Origin of the sequence: Staphylococcus argenteus, from assembly GCF_000236925.1 — a bacterium.
Classification (GTDB): domain Bacteria; phylum Bacillota; class Bacilli; order Staphylococcales; family Staphylococcaceae; genus Staphylococcus; species Staphylococcus argenteus.
On sequence record NC_016941.1, the window covers coordinates 2,056,286 to 2,077,783 of the forward strand.

The 21,498-nt window shown below is 35.7% G+C and carries 16 protein-coding genes, 2 tRNA genes and 2 rRNA genes; all 20 read right to left on the reverse strand.

Annotated features, from left to right (window positions below):
• Positions 1-57: 57 nt before the first annotated feature.
• The 20 genes from SAMSHR1132_RS10030 to kdpA all read right to left on the reverse strand — a co-directional run bounded on the left by SAMSHR1132_RS10030 (position 58) and on the right by kdpA (position 21,498).
• Positions 58-2,980: ribosomal RNA gene (locus SAMSHR1132_RS10030) — 23S ribosomal RNA — on the reverse strand.
• Positions 2,981-3,360: 380 nt separating this feature from the next.
• Positions 3,361-4,912: ribosomal RNA gene (locus SAMSHR1132_RS10035) — 16S ribosomal RNA — on the reverse strand.
• The 16S and 23S rRNA genes sit together here with 2 tRNA genes alongside, the layout of an rRNA operon.
• 119 nt (positions 4,913-5,031) lie before the next feature.
• Positions 5,032-5,105, reverse strand: a tRNA-Gly gene (locus tag SAMSHR1132_RS10040).
• Positions 5,106-5,127: 22 nt separating this feature from the next.
• Positions 5,128-5,210: transfer RNA gene (locus SAMSHR1132_RS10045), tRNA-Leu, on the reverse strand.
• Between the two features lie 806 nt (positions 5,211-6,016).
• A complete protein-coding gene (locus SAMSHR1132_RS10050; protein ID WP_001058566.1) occupies positions 6,017-6,472 on the reverse strand; it encodes a SprT family protein in 456 nt (151 codons plus the stop codon).
• Positions 6,465-8,615, reverse strand: a complete 2,151-nt coding sequence (locus SAMSHR1132_RS10055; protein WP_000370107.1) for a Tex family protein — start codon at positions 8,613-8,615, stop codon at positions 6,465-6,467. Before SAMSHR1132_RS10055 ends, SAMSHR1132_RS10050 begins: the two co-directional genes overlap by 8 nt.
• A gap of 436 nt (positions 8,616-9,051) precedes the next feature.
• Positions 9,052-9,822, reverse strand: coding sequence for an RNA polymerase sigma factor SigB (gene sigB / locus SAMSHR1132_RS10060; RefSeq protein WP_001041104.1), 771 nt, complete (start codon positions 9,820-9,822; stop codon positions 9,052-9,054).
• Positions 9,797-10,276, reverse strand: coding sequence for an anti-sigma B factor RsbW (gene rsbW, locus SAMSHR1132_RS10065; RefSeq protein WP_001190826.1), 480 nt, complete (start codon positions 10,274-10,276; stop codon positions 9,797-9,799). Before rsbW ends, sigB begins: the two co-directional genes overlap by 26 nt.
• 1 nt (position 10,277) lies before the next feature.
• Positions 10,278-10,604 carry an anti-sigma factor antagonist gene (locus SAMSHR1132_RS10070; protein ID WP_001052491.1) on the reverse strand — a complete coding sequence of 109 codons (327 nt, stop codon included), beginning with the start codon at positions 10,602-10,604 and terminating at the stop codon, positions 10,278-10,280.
• A gap of 116 nt (positions 10,605-10,720) precedes the next feature.
• Positions 10,721-11,722 carry a SpoIIE family protein phosphatase gene (locus tag SAMSHR1132_RS10075; protein WP_000390825.1) on the reverse strand — a complete coding sequence of 334 codons (1,002 nt, stop codon included), beginning with the start codon at positions 11,720-11,722 and terminating at the stop codon, positions 10,721-10,723.
• 347 nt (positions 11,723-12,069) lie between these two features.
• Positions 12,070-12,432 (reverse strand): type II toxin-antitoxin system PemK/MazF family toxin, encoded by a 363-nt coding sequence (locus SAMSHR1132_RS10085; RefSeq protein ID WP_000621178.1) that lies wholly within the window; start codon positions 12,430-12,432, stop codon positions 12,070-12,072.
• Positions 12,429-12,599, reverse strand: coding sequence for a type II toxin-antitoxin system antitoxin MazE (gene mazE / locus SAMSHR1132_RS10090; RefSeq protein ID WP_000936600.1), 171 nt, complete (start codon positions 12,597-12,599; stop codon positions 12,429-12,431). The genes SAMSHR1132_RS10085 and mazE overlap by 4 nt, the downstream gene beginning before the upstream one ends.
• A gap of 84 nt (positions 12,600-12,683) precedes the next feature.
• Positions 12,684-13,832: an alanine racemase gene (alr, locus tag SAMSHR1132_RS10095; protein WP_001281137.1), complete on the reverse strand. Its 1,149-nt coding sequence runs from the start codon at positions 13,830-13,832 to the stop codon at positions 12,684-12,686.
• 69 nt (positions 13,833-13,901) lie between these two features.
• A complete protein-coding gene (acpS, locus tag SAMSHR1132_RS10100; RefSeq protein ID WP_000581192.1) occupies positions 13,902-14,261 on the reverse strand; it encodes a holo-ACP synthase in 360 nt (119 codons plus the stop codon).
• Positions 14,262-14,264: 3 nt separating this feature from the next.
• Positions 14,265-14,768 (reverse strand): PH domain-containing protein, encoded by a 504-nt coding sequence (locus SAMSHR1132_RS10105; RefSeq protein WP_000020263.1) that lies wholly within the window; start codon positions 14,766-14,768, stop codon positions 14,265-14,267.
• Positions 14,755-16,338, reverse strand: a complete 1,584-nt coding sequence (locus SAMSHR1132_RS10110) for a PH domain-containing protein (RefSeq protein WP_000042905.1) — start codon at positions 16,336-16,338, stop codon at positions 14,755-14,757. Before SAMSHR1132_RS10110 ends, SAMSHR1132_RS10105 begins: the two co-directional genes overlap by 14 nt.
• Positions 16,331-16,810: a PH domain-containing protein gene (locus SAMSHR1132_RS10115; RefSeq protein WP_000070747.1), complete on the reverse strand. Its 480-nt coding sequence runs from the start codon at positions 16,808-16,810 to the stop codon at positions 16,331-16,333. Before SAMSHR1132_RS10115 ends, SAMSHR1132_RS10110 begins: the two co-directional genes overlap by 8 nt.
• 381 nt (positions 16,811-17,191) lie before the next feature.
• Positions 17,192-17,752: a K(+)-transporting ATPase subunit C gene (gene kdpC / locus SAMSHR1132_RS10120; protein ID WP_001202354.1), complete on the reverse strand. Its 561-nt coding sequence runs from the start codon at positions 17,750-17,752 to the stop codon at positions 17,192-17,194.
• Between the two features lie 20 nt (positions 17,753-17,772).
• A complete protein-coding gene (gene kdpB / locus SAMSHR1132_RS10125; RefSeq protein WP_000546582.1) occupies positions 17,773-19,800 on the reverse strand; it encodes a potassium-transporting ATPase subunit KdpB in 2,028 nt (675 codons plus the stop codon).
• 18 nt (positions 19,801-19,818) lie between these two features.
• A complete protein-coding gene (gene kdpA / locus SAMSHR1132_RS10130) occupies positions 19,819-21,498 on the reverse strand; it encodes a potassium-transporting ATPase subunit KdpA (RefSeq protein ID WP_000229289.1) in 1,680 nt (559 codons plus the stop codon).

The window sequence follows — 21,498 nt, forward strand, 5'->3', positions numbered from 1 at the left end:
TATACATTCAAAACTAGATAGTAAGTAAAAGTGATTTTGCTTCGCAAAACATTTATTTTGATTAAGTCTTCGATCGATTAGTATTCGTCAGCTCCACATGTCACCATGCTTCCACCTCGAACCTATTAACCTCATCATCTTTGAGGGATCTTATAACCGAAGTTGGGAAATCTCATCTTGAGGGGGGCTTCATGCTTAGATGCTTTCAGCACTTATCCCGTCCACACATAGCTACCCAGCTATGCCGTTGGCACGACAACTGGTACACCAGAGGTATGTCCATCCCGGTCCTCTCGTACTAAGGACAGCTCCTCTCAAATTTCCTACGCCCACGACGGATAGGGACCGAACTGTCTCACGACGTTCTGAACCCAGCTCGCGTACCGCTTTAATGGGCGAACAGCCCAACCCTTGGGACCGACTACAGCCCCAGGATGCGATGAGCCGACATCGAGGTGCCAAACCTCCCCGTCGATGTGAACTCTTGGGGGAGATAAGCCTGTTATCCCCGGGGTAGCTTTTATCCGTTGAGCGATGGCCCTTCCATGCGGAACCACCGGATCACTAAGTCCGTCTTTCGACCCTGCTCGACTTGTAGGTCTCGCAGTCAAGCTCCCTTATGCCTTTACACTCTATGAATGATTTCCAACCATTCTGAGGGAACCTTTGAGCGCCTCCGTTACCTTTTAGGAGGCGACCGCCCCAGTCAAACTGCCCGCCTGACACTGTCTCCCACCACGATAAGTGGTGCGGGTTAGAAAGCCAACACAGCTAGGGTAGTATCCCACCAGCGCCTCCACGTAAGCTAGCGCTCACGTTTCAAAGGCTCCTACCTATCCTGTACAAGCTGTGCCGAATTTCAATATCAGGCTACAGTAAAGCTCCACGGGGTCTTTCCGTCCTGTCGCGGGTAACCTGCATCTTCACAGGTACTATGATTTCACCGAGTCTCTCGTTGAGACAGTGCCCAAATCGTTACGCCTTTCGTGCGGGTCGGAACTTACCCGACAAGGAATTTCGCTACCTTAGGACCGTTATAGTTACGGCCGCCGTTTACTGGGGCTTCGATTCGTAGCTTCGCAGAAGCTAACCACTCCTCTTAACCTTCCAGCACCGGGCAGGCGTCAGCCCCTATACATCACCTTACGGTTTAGCAGAGACCTGTGTTTTTGATAAACAGTCGCTTGGGCCTATTCACTGCGGCTCTTCTGGGCGTTAACCCTAAAGAGCACCCCTTCTCCCGAAGTTACGGGGTCATTTTGCCGAGTTCCTTAACGAGAGTTCGCTCGCTCACCTTAGAATTCTCATCTTGACTACCTGTGTCGGTTTGCGGTACGGGCACCTATTTTCTATCTAGAGGCTTTTCTCGGCAGTGTGAAATCAACGACTCGAAGACACAATGTCTTCTCCCCATCACAGCTCAGCCTTAATGAGTACCGGATTTGCCTAATACTCAGCCTTACTGCTTAGACGTGCAATCCAATCGCACGCTTCGCCTATCCTACTGCGTCCCCCCATCGATTAAAACGATTATAGGTGGTACAGGAATATCAACCTGTTATCCATCGCCTACGCCTGTCGGCCTCAGCTTAGGACCCGACTAACCCAGAGCGGACGAGCCTTCCTCTGGAAACCTTAGTCAATCGGTGGACGGGATTCTCACCCGTCTTTCGCTACTCACACCGGCATTCTCACTTCTAAGCGCTCCACATGTCCTTGCGATCATGCTTCAACGCCCTTAGAACGCTCTCCTACCATTGTCCAAAGGACAATCCACAGCTTCGGTAATATGTTTAGCCCCGGTACATTTTCGGCGCAGTGTCACTCGACTAGTGAGCTATTACGCACTCTTTAAATGATGGCTGCTTCTAAGCCAACATCCTAGTTGTCTGGGCAACGCCACATCCTTTTCCACTTAACATATATTTTGGGACCTTAGCTGGTGGTCTGGGCTGTTTCCCTTTCGAACACGGACCTTATCACCCATGTTCTGACTCCCAAGTTAAATTAATTGGCATTCGGAGTTTGTCTGAATTCGGTAACCCGAGAGGGGCCCCTCGTCCAAACAGTGCTCTACCTCCAATAATCATCACTTGAGGCTAGCCCTAAAGCTATTTCGGAGAGAACCAGCTATCTCCAGGTTCGATTGGAATTTCTCCGCTACCCTCAGTTCATCCGCTCACTTTTCAACGTAAGTCGGTTCGGTCCTCCATTCAGTGTTACCTGAACTTCAACCTGACCAAGGGTAGATCACCTGGTTTCGGGTCTACGACCAAATACTAAACGCCCTATTCAGACTCGCTTTCGCTACGGCTCCACATTTACTGCTTAACCTTGCATCAAATCGTAACTCGCCGGTTCATTCTACAAAAGGCACGCCATCACCCATTAACGGGCTCTGACTACTTGTAAGCACACGGTTTCAGGTTCTATTTCACTCCCCTTCCGGGGTGCTTTTCACCTTTCCCTCACGGTACTGGTTCACTATCGGTCACTAGAGAGTATTTAGCCTTAGGAGATGGTCCTCCCAGATTCCGACGGAATTTCACGTGCTCCGTCGTACTCAGGATCCACTCAAGAGAGACAACATTTTCGACTACAGGATTATTACCTTCTTTGATTCATCTTTCCAGATGATTCGTCTAATGTCGTCCTTTGTAACTCCGTATAGAGTGTCCTACAACCCCAACAAGCAAGCTTGTTGGTTTGGGCTCTTCCCGTTTCGCTCGCCGCTACTAAGGGAATCGAATTTTCTTTCTCTTCCTCCGGGTACTAAGATGTTTCAGTTCTCCGGGTGTGCCTTCTGATATGCTATGTATTCACATATCGATAACATGACATAACTCATGTTGGGTTTCCCCATTCGGAAATCTCTGGATCAAAGCTTACTTACAGCTCCCCAAAGCATATCGTCGTTAGTAACGTCCTTCATCGGCTTCTAGTGCCAAGGCATCCACCGTGCGCCCTTAATAACTTAATCTATGTTTCCACCATTTTTATAAGTCAAACGCTCACATACTGTTTCGTTTTCATTATTTAAAATGCTCATTTACAGAAGTAAACTCCGCTTTCAAATAATTTAACTCATTGTCTGCTAAACGTTTTCTTTTATAAAAAGATTTAAACGCGTTATTAATCTTGTGAGTGTTCTTTCGAACACTAGCGATTATTTCTTATGAATTCAAGCTTATTTAAAACTCTTTATTCACTCGGTTTTGCTTGGTAAAATCTATATTTTACTTACTTATCTAGTTTTCAATGTACAAATAAAAATGAATGTTAAATAAACATTCAAAACTGAATACAATATGTCACGTTATTCCGCATCTTCTGAAGAAGATGTTCCGAATATATCCTTAGAAAGGAGGTGATCCAGCCGCACCTTCCGATACGGCTACCTTGTTACGACTTCACCCCAATCATTTGTCCCACCTTCGACGGCTAGCTCCTAAAAGGTTACTCCACCGGCTTCGGGTGTTACAAACTCTCGTGGTGTGACGGGCGGTGTGTACAAGACCCGGGAACGTATTCACCGTAGCATGCTGATCTACGATTACTAGCGATTCCAGCTTCATGTAGTCGAGTTGCAGACTACAATCCGAACTGAGAACAACTTTATGGGATTTGCTTGACCTCGCGGTTTCGCTGCCCTTTGTATTGTCCATTGTAGCACGTGTGTAGCCCAAATCATAAGGGGCATGATGATTTGACGTCATCCCCACCTTCCTCCGGTTTGTCACCGGCAGTCAACTTAGAGTGCCCAACTTAATGATGGCAACTAAGCTTAAGGGTTGCGCTCGTTGCGGGACTTAACCCAACATCTCACGACACGAGCTGACGACAACCATGCACCACCTGTCACTTTGTCCCCCGAAGGGGAAGGCTCTATCTCTAGAGTTGTCAAAGGATGTCAAGATTTGGTAAGGTTCTTCGCGTTGCTTCGAATTAAACCACATGCTCCACCGCTTGTGCGGGTCCCCGTCAATTCCTTTGAGTTTCAACCTTGCGGTCGTACTCCCCAGGCGGAGTGCTTAATGCGTTAGCTGCAGCACTAAGGGGCGGAAACCCCCTAACACTTAGCACTCATCGTTTACGGCGTGGACTACCAGGGTATCTAATCCTGTTTGATCCCCACGCTTTCGCACATCAGCGTCAGTTACAGACCAGAAAGTCGCCTTCGCCACTGGTGTTCCTCCATATCTCTGCGCATTTCACCGCTACACATGGAATTCCACTTTCCTCTTCTGCACTCAAGTTTTCCAGTTTCCAATGACCCTCCACGGTTGAGCCGTGGGCTTTCACATCAGACTTAAAAAACCGCCTACGCGCGCTTTACGCCCAATAATTCCGGATAACGCTTGCCACCTACGTATTACCGCGGCTGCTGGCACGTAGTTAGCCGTGGCTTTCTGATTAGGTACCGTCAAGATGTGCACAGTTACTTACACATATGTTCTTCCCTAATAACAGAGTTTTACGATCCGAAGACCTTCATCACTCACGCGGCGTTGCTCCGTCAGGCTTTCGCCCATTGCGGAAGATTCCCTACTGCTGCCTCCCGTAGGAGTCTGGACCGTGTCTCAGTTCCAGTGTGGCCGATCACCCTCTCAGGTCGGCTATGCATCGTTGCCTTGGTAAGCCGTTACCTTACCAACTAGCTAATGCAGCGCGGATCCATCTATAAGTGACAGCAAGACCGTCTTTCACTTTTGAACCATGCGGTTCAAAACATTATCCGGTATTAGCTCCGGTTTCCCGAAGTTATCCCAGTCTTATAGGTAGGTTATCCACGTGTTACTCACCCGTCCGCCGCTAACATCAGAGAAGCAAGCTTCTCGTCCGTTCGCTCGACTTGCATGTATTAGGCACGCCGCCAGCGTTCATCCTGAGCCAGGATCAAACTCTCCATAAAAAATTATGATGTTTGATTAGCTCATAAATACTAAATAATGTTTGTAACTAATAGTTACGTTTTTGGAATTAACGTTGACATATTGTCATTCAGTTTTCAATGTTCATTAAATTCATCTATGGAGCGGGTGATGGGAATCGAACCCACAACATCAGCTTGGAAGGCTGAGGTTTTGCCATTAAACTACACCCGCTTATTAAATTAAGTAATTGTGATGCGGCCGAGAGGACTTGAACCTCCACGGGATTTCTCCCACTAGGCCCTCAACCTAGCGCGTCTGCCATTCCGCCACGACCGCGGATAAAGGCATTTAAAACATCTTTCGTTTTTTCAGAACGATATTTATTATATTATGTTTAGAAATATTTGTCAATAACTTTTAATCGTTTTTTTACATTAAATTAATTTGCGTTATCAGTTCTTAATACAACATTATTTATTGTAAAACATTTAGAACTTACTGTCAATACATTTTATAACTTATTTTTATAATAATTATCTGTTTAAATGAGATGTTATTTAATTCGTTCTTTTTTAAGGAACGTGTTTAATCATACTAACTATAACTCATTCAGTCAATAGAAAAGTTCAGTCAAAATAGCATTAAAATTGTATTATTATCTTTTATAACACTTTAATACTTTAATTGAGTAAAGTTCGCTTATAATTAATCAATTATTTACGCCAATTTTCTATCCTCCTTAAATAAAATACCACATAGATGTTTACACTCAACATGTCTCGTATGCTATTTTCCATTTCAACATTGATTATCTACGTTTTTCAATTCTTCTCAATGATATTCTTCATTGCGATTGTTTAATCACTTTTTAATTCTCTAAACTCACTGTTTCCCTCTTCATTCAACAAGGTACCTATATAGATTTTAATCATTATCTTCAATAAAATAAAAAACGCCAAGATTAACGCAGTATCATATTACGATAATCTTGGCCACAAATGATAGTTATATAGCATCACATAGTACAGTTGAAATATTTAAGAATCAAACAGCACACTATTTTATTGCTATACTATCTGCGTATGTTTCACTAGAATTCAATCAATAGATTGTATAGACTCACCTGTTCTATTCATTTTATTTTACTTCAAATGCTTTTTTAATCTTAAATGGCCATTGCAATGCCCACAACGCATTCGTTTCGTATCAATTCTACGGATTCTTAAATATTTTGCATGACATTTAGTACAGTAATATTCATAATTTGCACGTTGTTGATAGCTTTCAATGCTGTTACAAAATCTTGGCGCACCTACTTGCTGACTCAATCGTTTAAAATCTTGATCTTTATGTTGATAACCTTTACCAGCAATATGCAAATGATAATGGCACAATTCATGCAATATAATTTTAACAACTGCTTCTTTGCCATAATGTTCATATTGCTTAGGATTAATTTCTATATCATGTGACTTTAAAAGATAACGTCCACCTGTTGTACGTAACCTTTTATTAAAGTATGCTCGATGCTGAAACTTGCATCCAAATTTTTCTTCAGAAAGCTTCTCAACCATTTGTTGTAATGTTTCATTATTCATGTGGATCAATCATTGTTAATGATACTTTATCTTTATTTTTATCGATACTATAAATCCAAACGTCAACAATATCACCAACGCTTACTATATCCATTGGATTTTTCACAAATTTCTTAGACAGTTTTGAAACATGTACAAGACCATCTTGCTTTACACCAATATCAACAAACGCTCCAAAATCAACTACATTTCGAACTGTCCCGCTTAATTTCATACCTTCTTTTAAATCTTCAATTGATAATACATCTGATTTAAGAATTGGCGTTTCAAACTCGTCCCTTGGATCTCTATTAGGTGCTTTCAATGATTTAATAATATCTTCAAGTGTAGGCTTACCAATTTTCAGTTCATCCGCAAGTGTATCCATATTTAAAGAGTTTAACTTAGATTTTAATGCATCGCTTCCTAAATCATTACCACTAAATCCAAGTTTTTCTAGTAGTTGATATGTGACTTTATAACTTTCTGGATGAATTGATGTATTATCTAATGGCTCAGTACCATCTACAATTCTTAAAAATCCGATACTTTGCTCGAATGTTTTTGCGCCTAAACGTTTAATCTTACTTAATTCTCTATTGTGTTTGATTGCACCATTTTCTTCTCTATATGCAATGATATTTTTAGCTATTTGTGAACTTAAACCTGAAACATATTGTAATAATGAGGATGATGCTGTATTAACATCCACACCTACTTGGTTAACTGCTGTTTCAACAACAAAAGTTAATGCATTTTCTAATGATTTCTGATTAACATCGTGTTGATACTGTCCAACACCTATTGATTTAGGATCTATCTTAACTAATTCACTTAACGGATCTTGTACACGTCTTCCAATTGATACTGCACTTCTCTCTTCAACTTGAAAATCTGGAAATTCATCTCTAGCAATTTCTGATGCTGAATATACTGAAGCACCTGCTTCATTAACAATAATGAATTGTACTGGCAATGCATACTTTTTAATCGTGTCTGCAACAAATTGTTCTGTTTCTCGACTTGCTGTACCATTACCGATTGCGATTAATTGTACATCATACGCCTTAACCATTTGTACAAAATCTTTCTCTGCAGCTTCTTTTTTTGATACAGGTGGATGAGGATAAATCACACCCTTAGCTATAAATGTTCCGAATGGATTAATGACTGCTAATTTACAACCTGTTCTAAACGCCGGATCGACGCCTAATATTTGTTTACCTTTCATTGGTGGTTGCAATAATAAATTTCTTAAATTTTCACTAAATACATCAATTGCATGGTTTTCAGCTTTTTCAGTTAAATCAGCATGAATCTCTCTCTCGATTGAAGGTACAATTAAACGTTTCAAACTGTCCTTAATCGCATCCAAAATATAACTACGATTCGCATTGTCTTGAGTGATTTCTTGACGCGCAATGAAGTCTTCAACTGTCGTAGTATCAAACTCAAACTTAACAGATAAGACCTTCTCTTTTTCACCACGGTTTACAGCTAACACTCTATGGTTTGCGATACGTTTTATCGGCTCACTGTATTCATAGTACATTTCAAAAATACCTTTTTCATCTTCAGCATTTTTCTTTTTAGATGTAGTTAACACACCTTGGTGATACATATCTTTTAATATTTTAGTTCTATATTTTGGATTATCTGAAACTAATTCTGCAATGATATCTTGTGCGCCTTTTATAGCGTCTTCAACAGTTTTAACTTCATCATTAATAAACTGTTGTGCCTTTTCTTCTATTGACACACTGTGTTTGCGCCCTTTCATCCAAATAGCCAACGGTTCTAAACCTTTACGTTTCGCTTCAGTCGCTCTTGTCTTTTTCTTTTGTTTAAAAGGTCGATACAAGTCTTCAACACGTTGCAATTTGTTCTGTTTTAAAATATCTTTCTTTAAATCTTCAGTAAGTAAACCTTGTTGGTCTATATTTTTGATTACTTCTTCTTTACGTTTTTGTAAATTGACCATGTATTGATATTCGTCATCAATTTGCTTAATTTGAACTTCATCTAGGCCGCCTGTTTGCTCTTTTCGATATCTCGCAATGAATGGTACTGTATTTTTTTCTTCTAGTAATTTTAGTACCGCTTCAATTTGTTTTTTACTAAATTGATATTTCTCTATGATTGAATTAATCAATTGATTGTCCATTTACTAAACCCACACTTTTCTAAAATTTACTCATTCATTTTAACATATTATTCAAAAGCCCAATTGAATAAAGGTGTTAATTACAACTATCAAATTCAAATCTCTAAAATCTAAAACATTAAGTCAAAACATATTTAAATTCATTCATTGGTTATTGAAAAATTTTTCGCATCAATCTGCTTATAATTATTTGAAGTAACATTAGCCAATTTCGCTAAAATAACACTTTGCCAAATGCTAAATTACAATGGCACTTGAAAATTAACAATCTGTTATAACATTTAGAATCAATATGTCTTTAAAATATATCAATATATCTTCCTCATATATACTTTTAAAATCTTTCAAATTAAAAATTACCCCTTGATTCTTATATTCTAATCAAGAGGTAATTGTATGAATTTTTCATGATAAAACACATCAATAGTACAAAAAATTATTGATGTGCCGCTTCTTGTAATTTCTTAATTGCTGTTCTTTGTAGTCTTGATACATGCATTTGACTTAGACCGATTCGTTCACCAGTTTCTTTTTGACTTAAGCCTTCAATAAACGTACATTGAATAATCTCTCGCTCACGATCTGATAATATCGGTAAGATTTTTTCAAGTATCATACGTTTCTCCGTTAAATCATAATGGTCATCTTGTTGACCCATAATATCTAACAAAGTAACAGTTGATCCATCTTTATCCGCTTCGATAGAATGATCGACACTTAATGCGTTATAACTTTGTCCCATTTCCATCGCTTCGAGTACTTCTTCTTCTGAAACTTCTAAACGATCAGCTATTTCACTAATTGACGGCGAACGTTCTAATTCTGCCGTTAGTTCATCGCTTACCTTTTTTATTCTAGGTCCTATTTCTTTAATTCGTCTTGGAACATGGACACTCCATGTTTTGTCTCGTAAATATCTTTTAATTTCACCGATTACAGTAGGTACTAAAAAGGCTTCAAACTTCCGTTCAAAGGACATATCGAATCTATTTATGGCACCTATTAAACCAACCATACCAACTTGAACTAAATCTTCATGATGTGATTGTCCTTTAGAATATTTATATGCTAGTGATTCAATTAGTTTTTGGTAATGTTTAACTAATTTGTCTTGTGCATCTGTATTCTTATGTTCTTGGTGTTCTTTAATCCACTGGTTAATTTGCTCAGGTGAAACTTCATTAGCTGATTTCGACTCTTTCGCCATTATTTCGCACCTGCTCTTTTTTAATATACTTAGTCATACTGATTGTCACACCAGATTCTTTATATACTGTCACTTCATCCATTAAAGATTCTATTAAAAATAAACCTAATCCACCCTCACGCAAAAAGTCTATATTTTCATCTTTATCATATGGGCCTATTTTAGATTTAGTAGTTTCGTAATCAAAACTATCTCCTTTATCAGAAATCACAATTTTAATTCTATCTTCTAAAATTTCAAAGTATATGTTTATGATACCAATACTATTTTTTTCTTTATATGCATGCTTAACTGCATTTGTAACAGCTTCACTCACTGCAATCTTGGCATCTTCAATATCATCATATGTAGCACCTGCTCTCGAAAACACGCCAGAAAGTGTTAAACGAATTAAACTTACATATTCTGCAGACGCTGGCACGCGCATTTCGATAAAATCTTCTTTCGATTGCATGTTATTCGACCTCCGTTCCTTCATTAACATGCATTAAATCCTTTAGACCAGTAATTTCAAATAGTCTACCGATACGATCTGACACACCTAAAATGTATAGCTCTTTATCATTTTGGTTTAATGCTTTTAAGGTACCTACGAATAAACCTAATCCTGTTGAATCCATATAACTTACATTTTCTAAGTTAACGTAAATGTCACGAGTTCCATCCTGGCGCATAGGTGTTAGAACCTCTTCTAATTCAGGCACAGTATAAACATCTAACTCTCCACCGACTTTAACTTCGTAAAATTTATCTTGAGTGGTTGTTTCTATATTAAGATTCATTTCGTTACACTCCTACTTATTAAATATATTTAACTTCATTTTAAGTGTTGTATTCACCATATATATTTCAAATTATTATATACCCATTGAAATAATTTCTAATCTTCTTTTTAAAATTAATTTACTCTTTTTATAATCAAAATGGTCATGTCATCTTTTTTATGCGGGTTTTGAAGTTTTAAAATTGCTTCATAGATAATTTGAACAATATCTTGTGGATGCATATGTTTATGTTTTTTTATATATTCTAAAAGTCTTTGTTTATCAATAAATGTACCTTCACTATTTCTCGCTTCTGTTACACCGTCCGTTAAAATGATAATCAAATCGTCAAGATATATTGGAATTTCTTGTTGTTGATATCGTGTCTGAGAACTAATCCCTAAAACTCTACCTCTAACTGAAATTTCTTCAAATTCTTCTTTTTCAGCGCGATAAATATAACCTGGCTCATGACCTGCAGAACTACAATACAGTAGATGGTTCATTTCTTCATACAATCCGTAAAACATCGTTACAAACATATTTTGATTAATATTTTTTTCAACTACTCTATTTAAACGCTTTAAGCCATCACTAGGCAATTGTGAATGTCCATATGAATCCATGCCAAATTTAATCATACTCATCGCTAAAGCAGCTGGTATCCCTTTTCCAATAACGTCTGCAACAGCAAAGCTCATCGTACCATCGTTATGATCGATTAAGTTGAAATAATCACCACTAACCTTTTGCGCTGCTACTGAAATAACACCAATTTGAATACTATCAAATTGTGGGATATCTGTTTTAAGCATCGTTTGTTGTAAGCTAGAAGCTAAGTCTATTTCCTTATCGTGAACTTGGAGTTTATCTACTAATCTTTGATAATCTCGATAACTATACCCAAAGCCTTTAACGATTTCTTGTAAAACATCTAATGTCTTGAACACATCTTCACGCGTTAAATTTAAAGTCAATATATAGTTTTTGTGTATATCAACAATGTCTTCAGGCAATACATCTTTACGAATAACTTCATCAGTATATTTTTCACACTTCTTTATCAATTCAGCCTTATCTTGGCAAGTCAAACTTTCATCTATTAAACCTTTATAATGTTGTTTAAACTCTTCCACGATTAGTTGCCTCCTCACTTCCCTTACAAAGCCAATGCTTGAGCAAGGATAATTATGATTCACGTACTAACTTTAATTAATTGCACATTTACAATTGTCGTCTACAATTTTGCTGTAAATGACACTTTTAAGCTAAAAAAAACTTTAGGATGGAATACCTAAAGCCTAAAAAACTTAAGACATCCTTTTATAATAAAAAATATGAATATCATAACTGAAAATGATTAATGTCTTTATTTCTAAAAACATTTCGTTCCATGAACATAGCAATAGTTATAATTATTATAAAGTTATTGTCTTTTATATCAATATTTTATTTATCTCTGAAAAATACATATAATAGACGCCTAATTTTTCTGATGAGCCATTGTGTTTAGCCCTAAACTAATCATTAGTGCATTATCTACTTCTTTCATTTTGTTGTCTGATAAGTACGTCAGTTTTTCTTTTAAACGTTTTTTATCAAGTGTCCGAATTTGTTCTAATAATATAACTGAATCTTTATCCAGTTTATATTTTTTCTTTTCAATCTCTACATGGGTCGGTATTTTGGCTTTATTAATCCTACCAGTTATTGCCGCAACAATAACTGTAGGACTATATTTATTACCAGTGTCATTTTGAATAATGACAACAGGTCTGACTCCCCCTTGTTCAGATCCCTGTACTGGTGATAAATCTGCTAAATAAACATCTCCTCGTCTAATCATTCATTCGTTGAATTAGAAGATAAATATGTTTCGTTGCAATCGCATGCTTCACACTCTATTGGAAAAGCTTCGTTCGCTAGGGAGAGATTTAAATCAGCCATTTGTGAATATCCTTCTTTTAAAGATTGTTCTAAGCTATGACTTCTATTTTGACTAAAAGGTAACATATGAGAACCTCCAATTGATTCCAAAAGTTATTAAATGACCTTTAATTACTCTAATAATAACAAATTTTATATGCACTGACCATATTATTTTAACAATTCATTTGTTACAAAAACTTGATCATTGTCATGGTATATACGAGGTAATCGTCTAGATAAGTTGCAAAGTACCTCATAATTAATCGTATGTTGCTTTTCAGCTGCAACTTCAACGGCTTGCTGACTATCTCTATGATTGTCTATTAAAATAACCGAATCACCTGTTTTCACTTGTTCCGGCACTTTTACAATTGTTTGATCCATACAAACTCTGCCGACGACTTCACATTGGTATCCATTTACATTTACAATACTACCTTGCATTATACGTAGATAACCATCAGCATACCCGATTGGTAATAAAGCTATTGTCGTAGGTTCTGTAGCAGTATATGTTGCACCGTAACTTACAGATTCTCCCGCTTGTAACGTTTTTGTTTGAACTACATTTGCAATTAATTGAACGCTTGGTCTCAAATGTACTTTAACTTTTTGTCTTACATATTCAGAAGGGTAGTAACCATATAATGAGATTCCCGGTCTTACAGCATTACAAAATTGACAATCCATTAATAATGCACCGGCTGAGTTTTGACAATGTATATACTCAGGTTTATCCGCCTCATTAACCATATCTTTAAAGCGTTGATACTGTTCATTAGTCATATCGCCAGGTTCATCTGCACACGCAAAATGAGTAAAGACACCTTCAAAGACAAGTTGATCATATTGTTGAATAATTTCGATTACTTCTTGATATGATTTTATATCTTTAATACCTAATCTTCCCATACCCGTATCTAATTTAATATGCAACCATAATTTTTTCTGTTGCTCTCCGGAAATGTTTTTAATCGCTTCTTTTAACCATTGCTTAGACGGAACTGTTAAGGCAACACGATGTTGAATAGCTTTATCGATATCTTTAGTGGGTAGTACACCTAAAACTAAAATTTTAGCAGTTATTCCATGCATTCTTAATTCTATCGCTTCATCTAATGTAGCCACTGCAAAAAATGTTGCACCTTGTTCCATTAAATGGCGTGCAACTTTAACACTACCTAGTCCATAGGCATTTGCTTTTACGACAGCCATAATCGTTTTATTTTGATGTAATGTACTGAATACTTTAAAATTCGCTGCTACAGCATTTAAATCTACATTCATATACGCAGATCTATAGTATTTATCTGACATATTACTTCCTCCAATATAATCCTCATGTTTCCATTCCATTGCTAAATTAAAAGTCTTACTTTTTAAATCTTAAGATTCTTCTTTTTCTAAAATAACCTGACTCACTGCATAATGTTCAGTATGCGAAATACTCACGTGAACGATGAAACCATCATAGTCAATGTTTGGCTTTCCAAGATCATCGTTATAACAGTCTATATCATTAAAGGCTACATGTTTTCCTAAACCAGTGCCTAAGGCTTTGCTAAATGCTTCTTTAGTCGCAAACCTGCCTGCTAAAAATTCAATTTTTCGTTGTTCATTTGTAAAACCATAGAATTTGCGCTGTTCATTTTCAGTTAAAATACGGTCAACAAGTTTTGGTTGCTTATTGTATAACACTTTAATTCGTTCAATTTCGATTAAATCTATACCAATACCATGTATCATTGATTATTCCTCATTTTTATTATACTCATTTGTTTTTTCTATATGCATCTCATTATTTAACCATTTTTTTAATTTACGTGCTTCACTTCTATCAATTAATGGAATTTTTGCTGTACCACCTGCTGTGTAGAGCGTTAAAGTAGCTAAACGGTAATGCTTCATTATTGGCCCAATATCTATATCTATATTTTGAATACGAAAATATGGTATCACCTTTTCATCTAAAAATAAGATGCCGTTTCGAACGCGCAAATGGTGTTTTTCAAATGCATATCGACAATGCTTATATCGATAGAACGGCACGATGATAATCGTAAAAATAACTACAAGTAAAATGATAATTATACTACTAGCAATGGTTAGATAGGTGTCAAGTATCTGCCAAAATAGCCAGTTCAAAATATTAAATGCTATTAAAAGTACTAGCGTAATTGGCACACAAACCAGTATAGCACTTAACCTCATCACTTTTTTAGCATATGGTGACATAAAATTATAATGACTCATTCTTTTCACCTCTCAAATACCATGACTTCAACATTTGCACATCTTCATTACGCGCATATTTAAGTTTAATTGACTCATTTGCCATACCTTTAGCAATGATGAAATTAAAATTACTTAACCCATTGCTTTTAAGCAATGGATGTTGCCATGTATCAAATCCTAAAATATGATTTTCTTTAAAATAATAAATATTTCGTTTAAATAATCCGAAATTTTGTATGGTCATTTGATCTTCAATCATTTTAAAACCAGCATGTTTAACATAAAGATATCCTTTAAGAACAAGTAAACCAATAATCAATATACTTATTATCACAAATAACCATAATAATTGATTCCAAAAATACCAGCAAATTGCTACCAAAGAAATTACAATAATGCTTGGTATTAAAAAATGTCTGTGAAAGCCTGACAAAGGCATACCTTCATTTACTTGTTGATAAGATAAATTTGGTACTAAATGCTGGATAATTTGATACGCTTTGTCCCTTTTGATAAACGGCAAAATCATCACACTACCAGTATCATTTTCATCATCATCTATTTTTTTGTTTTCAAAGTCACTCGTAATTATAAAATGTATTGCTGTATAGCCAAATAATTTTCGTATATGTGATTGATGCTCAACGACAGCTTGCAATCTTTTCGTTGGTACAGTCATTCTTTTCTTATTAAAGAAGCCATATTCAATTTTAAGCTGTTCATTTTCCAGCATAACTGTGAAGCCATAAAATCTTACCATGGTAATAATAGTGCCTATAATATATGCCACTAATAACACTACCAAAATGATAATCAAAATCGTAATACTTATAAATTGAACCAATTGACTCAATTGATAACTAAGTTTTGACCATGGAATTAACTCTCTTACAGCGCCATAAACTGGAACTAAGGCTGCTAACGTAACACCAATGGCACCACTGGTCATTGCCATAAATAGCGATTCTTTAAAATTCATTTGATATATAGGAATGCGTTTATTTTTCTGATTAAGCTTACTATCAGAGTTCTGCATTTCATCTAGACGACCTTCTGCGATGTCTTCCACATTACTTTCAATGTCATGATTACGGTTGTCATTCTGTTCAGTACTAGACTTTTGCGCCATTTCTGTCTTCAACTCTGTTTGCAATTGGTCAATATAGTTTTCAAGATATTCGCCTTGCTTCTTTGATATTACACTTAATACGATACCATCGCTTGGCGTTTTAATTTGCAAATCCACGCCACCTATAATTTGATTGACCACCCCTTGTGACATATCGATAGACTGAATACGTTTAATATTTAATTCTTTACGCTTCTTATTAAAAAAGCCTGTTGTCAAAATAAAAGTATTATTCTCAATCCAATAGCGTGTATTCATAATTCGGATAATTTGAGGAATGTATGATAATAAAAAGAAAACTAGTACAATACCAGACCATGAATATGATGCTGGATTAGAAAAATCAAAATCTTTTAATTGAAAGATGATGAAAATAATAAAAACAACAATGTTTTGTTTAATCGCATTAATCAAACCGTTAAAATAAGAAATTGGATGTAGCTTTTGAGGTTTAGACATCACTTTCAACCCCTTTCAAATTTGACAGAGTTTGTTCTTCGATAATTTTAACATCACTATCTGACATCATTGGTAATCGAATTGAATGACCTGCTGTCACAAACTCAACTTGATATAAATTAAGCATTTGACTTAATGGATTAGATTTAATCGACAAATATTGTAAACGTTCAATTCGACTCGTTTTTTCTTTATATATTAGAAAAGATGTACGATACTGAATACTTGATTGATCTACTTGATAATAACGACAGTGATATTGCCATAATGGTTTAATAATTAATTTTAAAACGGTAAAAGTGCAAAAAACAAACAAGATATAAAGTAAATACTGCGACCATTCAAACTTTAACCATACTAAATAAAAAATGGCATAAATAATAACGCTCAACAAAAAATCTAAACCATTTGTAATATAGTAATATAGCAATGCCTGCTTAGGACTTTTAGACTTTATAAGTTGATTAGACATATGTCACACTCCTCAAAATCAAGAATCTATAAATTTATTTTCTATTCATTTTTATTTTTATATGTTGCTAATTATAGCATATGACGAAATTGAAGCTAACTCGACTATTTAATTTATATGGATTAAAAGTTTTTAAGTAAAATAGTTTAAATTAACATTATTTACGATGCATCTTAAAATATTGACGATTAAAAAAGACACGAGCTTGGGACATAAAACAATGTCCTAAGCTCTATAATATTATATTGGCAGTAGTTGACTGAATGAAAATGCGCTTGCAACAAGCTTTTTTCAATTCTAGTCAACCTTGCCGGGGTGGGACAACGAAATAAATTTTGTGAAAATATCATTTCTGTCCCACTCCCATATCTTGCAACTATATCATCTCTTCAATTTATCTAGTCCAATATTGAGTTCTAATACGTTCACATAGTCATAGGTTAATACTCCACGTCGCTTATTGCGATCAATCAAATCAATTACTTTTATCATAGATATGTGTCGTGCAGTCGCAATACGTTGTGCTTGTTTACGTGCATTTTCAACAGTAATATGCGGATCCAAACCTGATCCAGAACTTGTAATGGCATCTATCGCTAAGTTTCCTTTATCATTTTCAATAAGATGTTTCGCTCGTTTCATTAACTTCACATTACTATTAGATTCATTAGTCCCTCCAGACGACACTCCAGTTTTATAAAATTTTTCAGGATTCATATTATAATCAACTGCGCTTGGACGCCCATGAAAATAGTGATCCTCCGTCCATAATTGCCCAACAATTTTAGATCCTACGATACGGTGATCATATAGTATTAAACTACCATTAGCTTGTTGATGAAAAAATATTTGGCCAATCAAGGTTAAAGTTAGTGGATATAATATGCCACATAAAATCATAGTTATCATCGTTAAACATATACTACTTCGAAGTGCTCTCATTTGTTTATTGTCACTCCTTTTCACACAAAAAATTGTACAATTAAATCTATTACTTTAATGCCTACGAATGGAACAATTATGCCACCTAAACCATAGGTCACCATATTATTTATGAACACCCGATCTATTGAATAACTTTTTACTTTTACACCTTTCAACGCAACTGGTATTAAAGCAACAATAATTAATGCATTAAATAACAATGCTGAAATAATAGCTGACTGTGGCGATGATAATTGCATTAGGTTTAATCGAGCCATTTCAGGAATCGTTGACATCATAAGAGCTGGCAATATTGCAAAGTATTTAGCAATATCATTCGCTAAACTGAATGTTGTTAATGAGCCCCTTGTCATTAATAATTGTTTCCCAATTTTAACGACTTCTATTATTTTTGTTGGGTTCGAATCTAAATCAATAAGGTTTGCCGCTTCCTTGGCACTTATAGTTCCAGAATTCATTGCTAACCCTATATTTGCCTGTGCTAATGCTGGTGCATCATTGGTGCCATCGCCCGTCATTGCTACGATATGTCCTTTTTCTTGTTCACCTTTTATTACTTTTATCTTATCTTCAGGCTTACATTCTGCTATAAATCTATCTACTCCTGCTTCTTTAGCTATAGTTGCAGCAGTCAACGCATTATCACCTGTACACATTACTGTTTCAATACCCATTTCACGCAACTCGGCAAAACGCTCAACCAATCCTTCCTTAATCATATCTTTCAAATAAATGACTCCAAGCATAACGTTTTCCTCAATGACAATTAATGGCGTACCACCTTTGCTAGATACATCGCTACACAATATTTCTATATTAGATGGAATAATACCTTGTTGCTGCTTAATAAGTTTAATCATGCTATCAGGTGCACCTTTAAAAATCGATACGCCGTTTGTTTCAATGCCACTCATCCTAGTTTCAGCTGTAAAGGGTTTGTATGTACCTTCAATTTGTTCTGGCAAATTACCTCTATGCATGTCCTTTGCTAAAGTTACAATACTTTTTCCTTCTGGAGTGTCATCATATAACGATGACATATATGCTGCTTTAATCAACTTAGTCTTTAAATGTTCATTCACCGGTAAAAATGCACTAGCAATTCGATTGCCATAAGTAATTGTGCCAGTCTTATCTAAAATCATGACATCAACATCACCACACACTTCAACAGCACGGCCACTTTTTGCCAAAACATTAAACTGAGTAACCCTATCCATCCCTGCAATGCCTATAGCAGACAACAGCCCACCAATTGTTGTCGGTATTAAACAAACAGTTAAGGCAATAAGCAAGGCAATCGGTAAGATTACATGTAAATGTGCTGCAATTGGATACAATGTAGCAATAACGACTAGAAAAATTATTGTTAGCGTCGTTAATAATGTAAATAAGGCAATTTCATTTGGTGTTTTAGTCCTTTCAGCACCTTCTACTAGTGCAATCATTTTATCTAAAAATGATGTCCCGATTTCACTTTCAACACGTATCTCCAACCAGTCAGAAGTTACAACCGTTCCGCCAATTACACCGGAAAAATCACCACCGGATTCTTTAATGACAGGTGCAGACTCACCAGTAATAGCAGACTCATCTACAGTCGCCAATCCATTAATGACTACACCATCAGCAGGAATGGTCTCTCCATTTTCAACTCGTATATGTTGCCCTTTTTTTAATTCAGAAGCGTTCACTATTTTAAATAGACCGTTCGAGTCTATGACACGTGCAGTCAAATTTGATTGTGCTTCTCGTAAACTATCCGCTTGCGCCTTACCTCTACCTTCAGCAATCGCTTCAGAAAAATTCGCAAATAAGATTGTTAATAATAAGATGATGAAAATTGTAATTAAATAACCTCTCGACAACTGACTTTGTCCAAAAATATCGGGCAAACATATGAGTATCATCATCAATAGCATTCCTATTTCTACAACAAACATAATTGGATTTTTAACCAACAGTTTAGGATTTAACTTTATGACACTCATTTTAAACGCTTCTATTAATATTGCATGATTAAAATATTTATTTACATGATGCATATATTTTCATCCTTTTCATTATTTTAAAGTTAAAAATTCACCGATTGGACCGAGAAGTAACACAGGAACAAATGTTAATCCACTAAGTAAAATGATAAAGACAACTAGTGATACACCAAAATAAGGTTTATCAATTGCAATCGTATACTTTTCTTGGTGGTAAGATTTTTTCCTAACTAGGCTAGACGCAATCATCAATTGCAAGATAATTGGTATATATCTAGCAAATATCATTATGATACCTGTTGAAATATTCCAAAACGGTGTATTGTCTTTTAACCCTTCAAACCCTGAGCCATTATTTGCAGATGCAGATGTCATTTCATAAAGTACTTGAGATACGCCATGAAATGATGGATTCGTAATAGTGTCACTAACACCAGGAATGACATACACGAGTGCAGAGAAAACTAATATTAAAATTGGATGAATGAGAAATGCTAACACTATACATTTCATCTCACGACCTCCGATAGGCATATTTAAATATTCTGGTGTTTTTCCAACCATCAAACTGCAAATAAATACAGTTAACAATACGTAGATTAATAGATTCATTAATCCGACACCTTCTCCACCAAATACAATATTTAACATCATAAATATCATTGGCCCTAAACCACCTAATGCCGTTAAACTATCATGCATATTATTAACAGATCCAGTAGTAAAAGCAGTCGTTATAATCGAAAATACTGATGATAATCCAATACCAAATCGTACCTCCTTGCCTTCAAAATTAGCATCATGAATACCTAAATGATTAAATAGTGGATTACCATGGTACTCACTCCACATCGTTAAAATTATTCCACTAATAAAAATGATGAACATTGTTACAAATAATACCCAAACATGACGATGTACGTGTCTACCATTTTTAGTCAACATACGCCCAAATAAAAATAATATTGCTAGCGGAAGTAGCATCATACTGCCCATTTCAATAAAATTACTCCATATATTTGGATTTTCAAAAGGTGTTGATGCATTACCTCCTAAAAACCCTCCACCATTGGTACCAAGGTGTTTAATAGATTCAAGTGAAGCTATTGGTCCAATAGCAATATGCTGTATTTGACCACTTAATGTGCAAATCATTAAATTGCCATGCAATGTTTGTGGTACTCCTTGAATCATTAATAAAATACTTAGTAAAAATGAAATTGGTAATAGTACACGCACTATAAACCTAATAATATCCTGATAGAAATTTCCTATAATATCTGTCAATCCCGTTAACCTACGCAACATTGCAATACATACGGCATAACCTGATGCACTTGATGTAAACATTAAATAAGTCATAACAATCATTTGCGTTAAATACGTAGCTCCAGTTTCGCCACTATAATGTTGTAAATTAGTATTTGTTAAAAATGATGCTGCCGTATTAAGCGCTAAAATAAACGACTGATTCAAATTATGATTTGGATTTAAAAAAAGCCACTGTTGCGTTAACAACAACACAAATGCAATTAAACCCATTAATGCATTAAATGCTAAAAAGTGCTTTAAGTATCTTTTAGCTGACATATGCTCTAAATCTGTTCCGATTATTTTAAAACATACATTTTCAAAATTTCTAAATATCCCATCAGCAAATGTTGGTTGAATTAATGCTACACGATAAAGATACTTACTAAATACATAAGCAATAAAAACTATAATTACTAAGAATAAAATTATTTCTACCAT

Excerpts from the sequence above, each read along its gene's own strand:
- kdpC (WP_001202354.1), bottom strand. The coding sequence starts at position 17,752 with ATGAGAGCACTTCGAAGTAGTATATGTTTAACGATGATAACTATGATT.
- mazE (WP_000936600.1), bottom strand. The coding sequence starts at position 12,599 with ATGTTACCTTTTAGTCAAAATAGAAGTCATAGCTTAGAACAATCTTTA.
- alr (WP_001281137.1), bottom strand. The coding sequence starts at position 13,832 with ATGTCAGATAAATACTATAGATCTGCGTATATGAATGTAGATTTAAAT.
- SAMSHR1132_RS10085 (WP_000621178.1), bottom strand. The coding sequence starts at position 12,432 with ATGATTAGACGAGGAGATGTTTATTTAGCAGATTTATCACCAGTACAG.
- kdpA (WP_000229289.1), bottom strand. The coding sequence starts at position 21,498 with ATGGTAGAAATAATTTTATTCTTAGTAATTATAGTTTTTATTGCTTAT.
- SAMSHR1132_RS10110 (WP_000042905.1), bottom strand. The coding sequence starts at position 16,338 with ATGTCTAAACCTCAAAAGCTACATCCAATTTCTTATTTTAACGGTTTG.
- SAMSHR1132_RS10115 (WP_000070747.1), bottom strand. The coding sequence starts at position 16,810 with ATGTCTAATCAACTTATAAAGTCTAAAAGTCCTAAGCAGGCATTGCTA.
- SAMSHR1132_RS10070 (WP_001052491.1), bottom strand. The coding sequence starts at position 10,604 with ATGAATCTTAATATAGAAACAACCACTCAAGATAAATTTTACGAAGTT.
- SAMSHR1132_RS10105 (WP_000020263.1), bottom strand. The coding sequence starts at position 14,768 with ATGAGTCATTATAATTTTATGTCACCATATGCTAAAAAAGTGATGAGG.
- SAMSHR1132_RS10050 (WP_001058566.1), bottom strand. The coding sequence starts at position 6,472 with ATGAATAATGAAACATTACAACAAATGGTTGAGAAGCTTTCTGAAGAA.
- rsbW (WP_001190826.1), bottom strand. The coding sequence starts at position 10,276 with ATGCAATCGAAAGAAGATTTTATCGAAATGCGCGTGCCAGCGTCTGCA.
- kdpB (WP_000546582.1), bottom strand. The coding sequence starts at position 19,800 with ATGCATCATGTAAATAAATATTTTAATCATGCAATATTAATAGAAGCG.
- sigB (WP_001041104.1), bottom strand. The coding sequence starts at position 9,822 with ATGGCGAAAGAGTCGAAATCAGCTAATGAAGTTTCACCTGAGCAAATT.
- SAMSHR1132_RS10055 (WP_000370107.1), bottom strand. The coding sequence starts at position 8,615 with ATGGACAATCAATTGATTAATTCAATCATAGAGAAATATCAATTTAGT.
- acpS (WP_000581192.1), bottom strand. The coding sequence starts at position 14,261 with ATGATACATGGTATTGGTATAGATTTAATCGAAATTGAACGAATTAAA.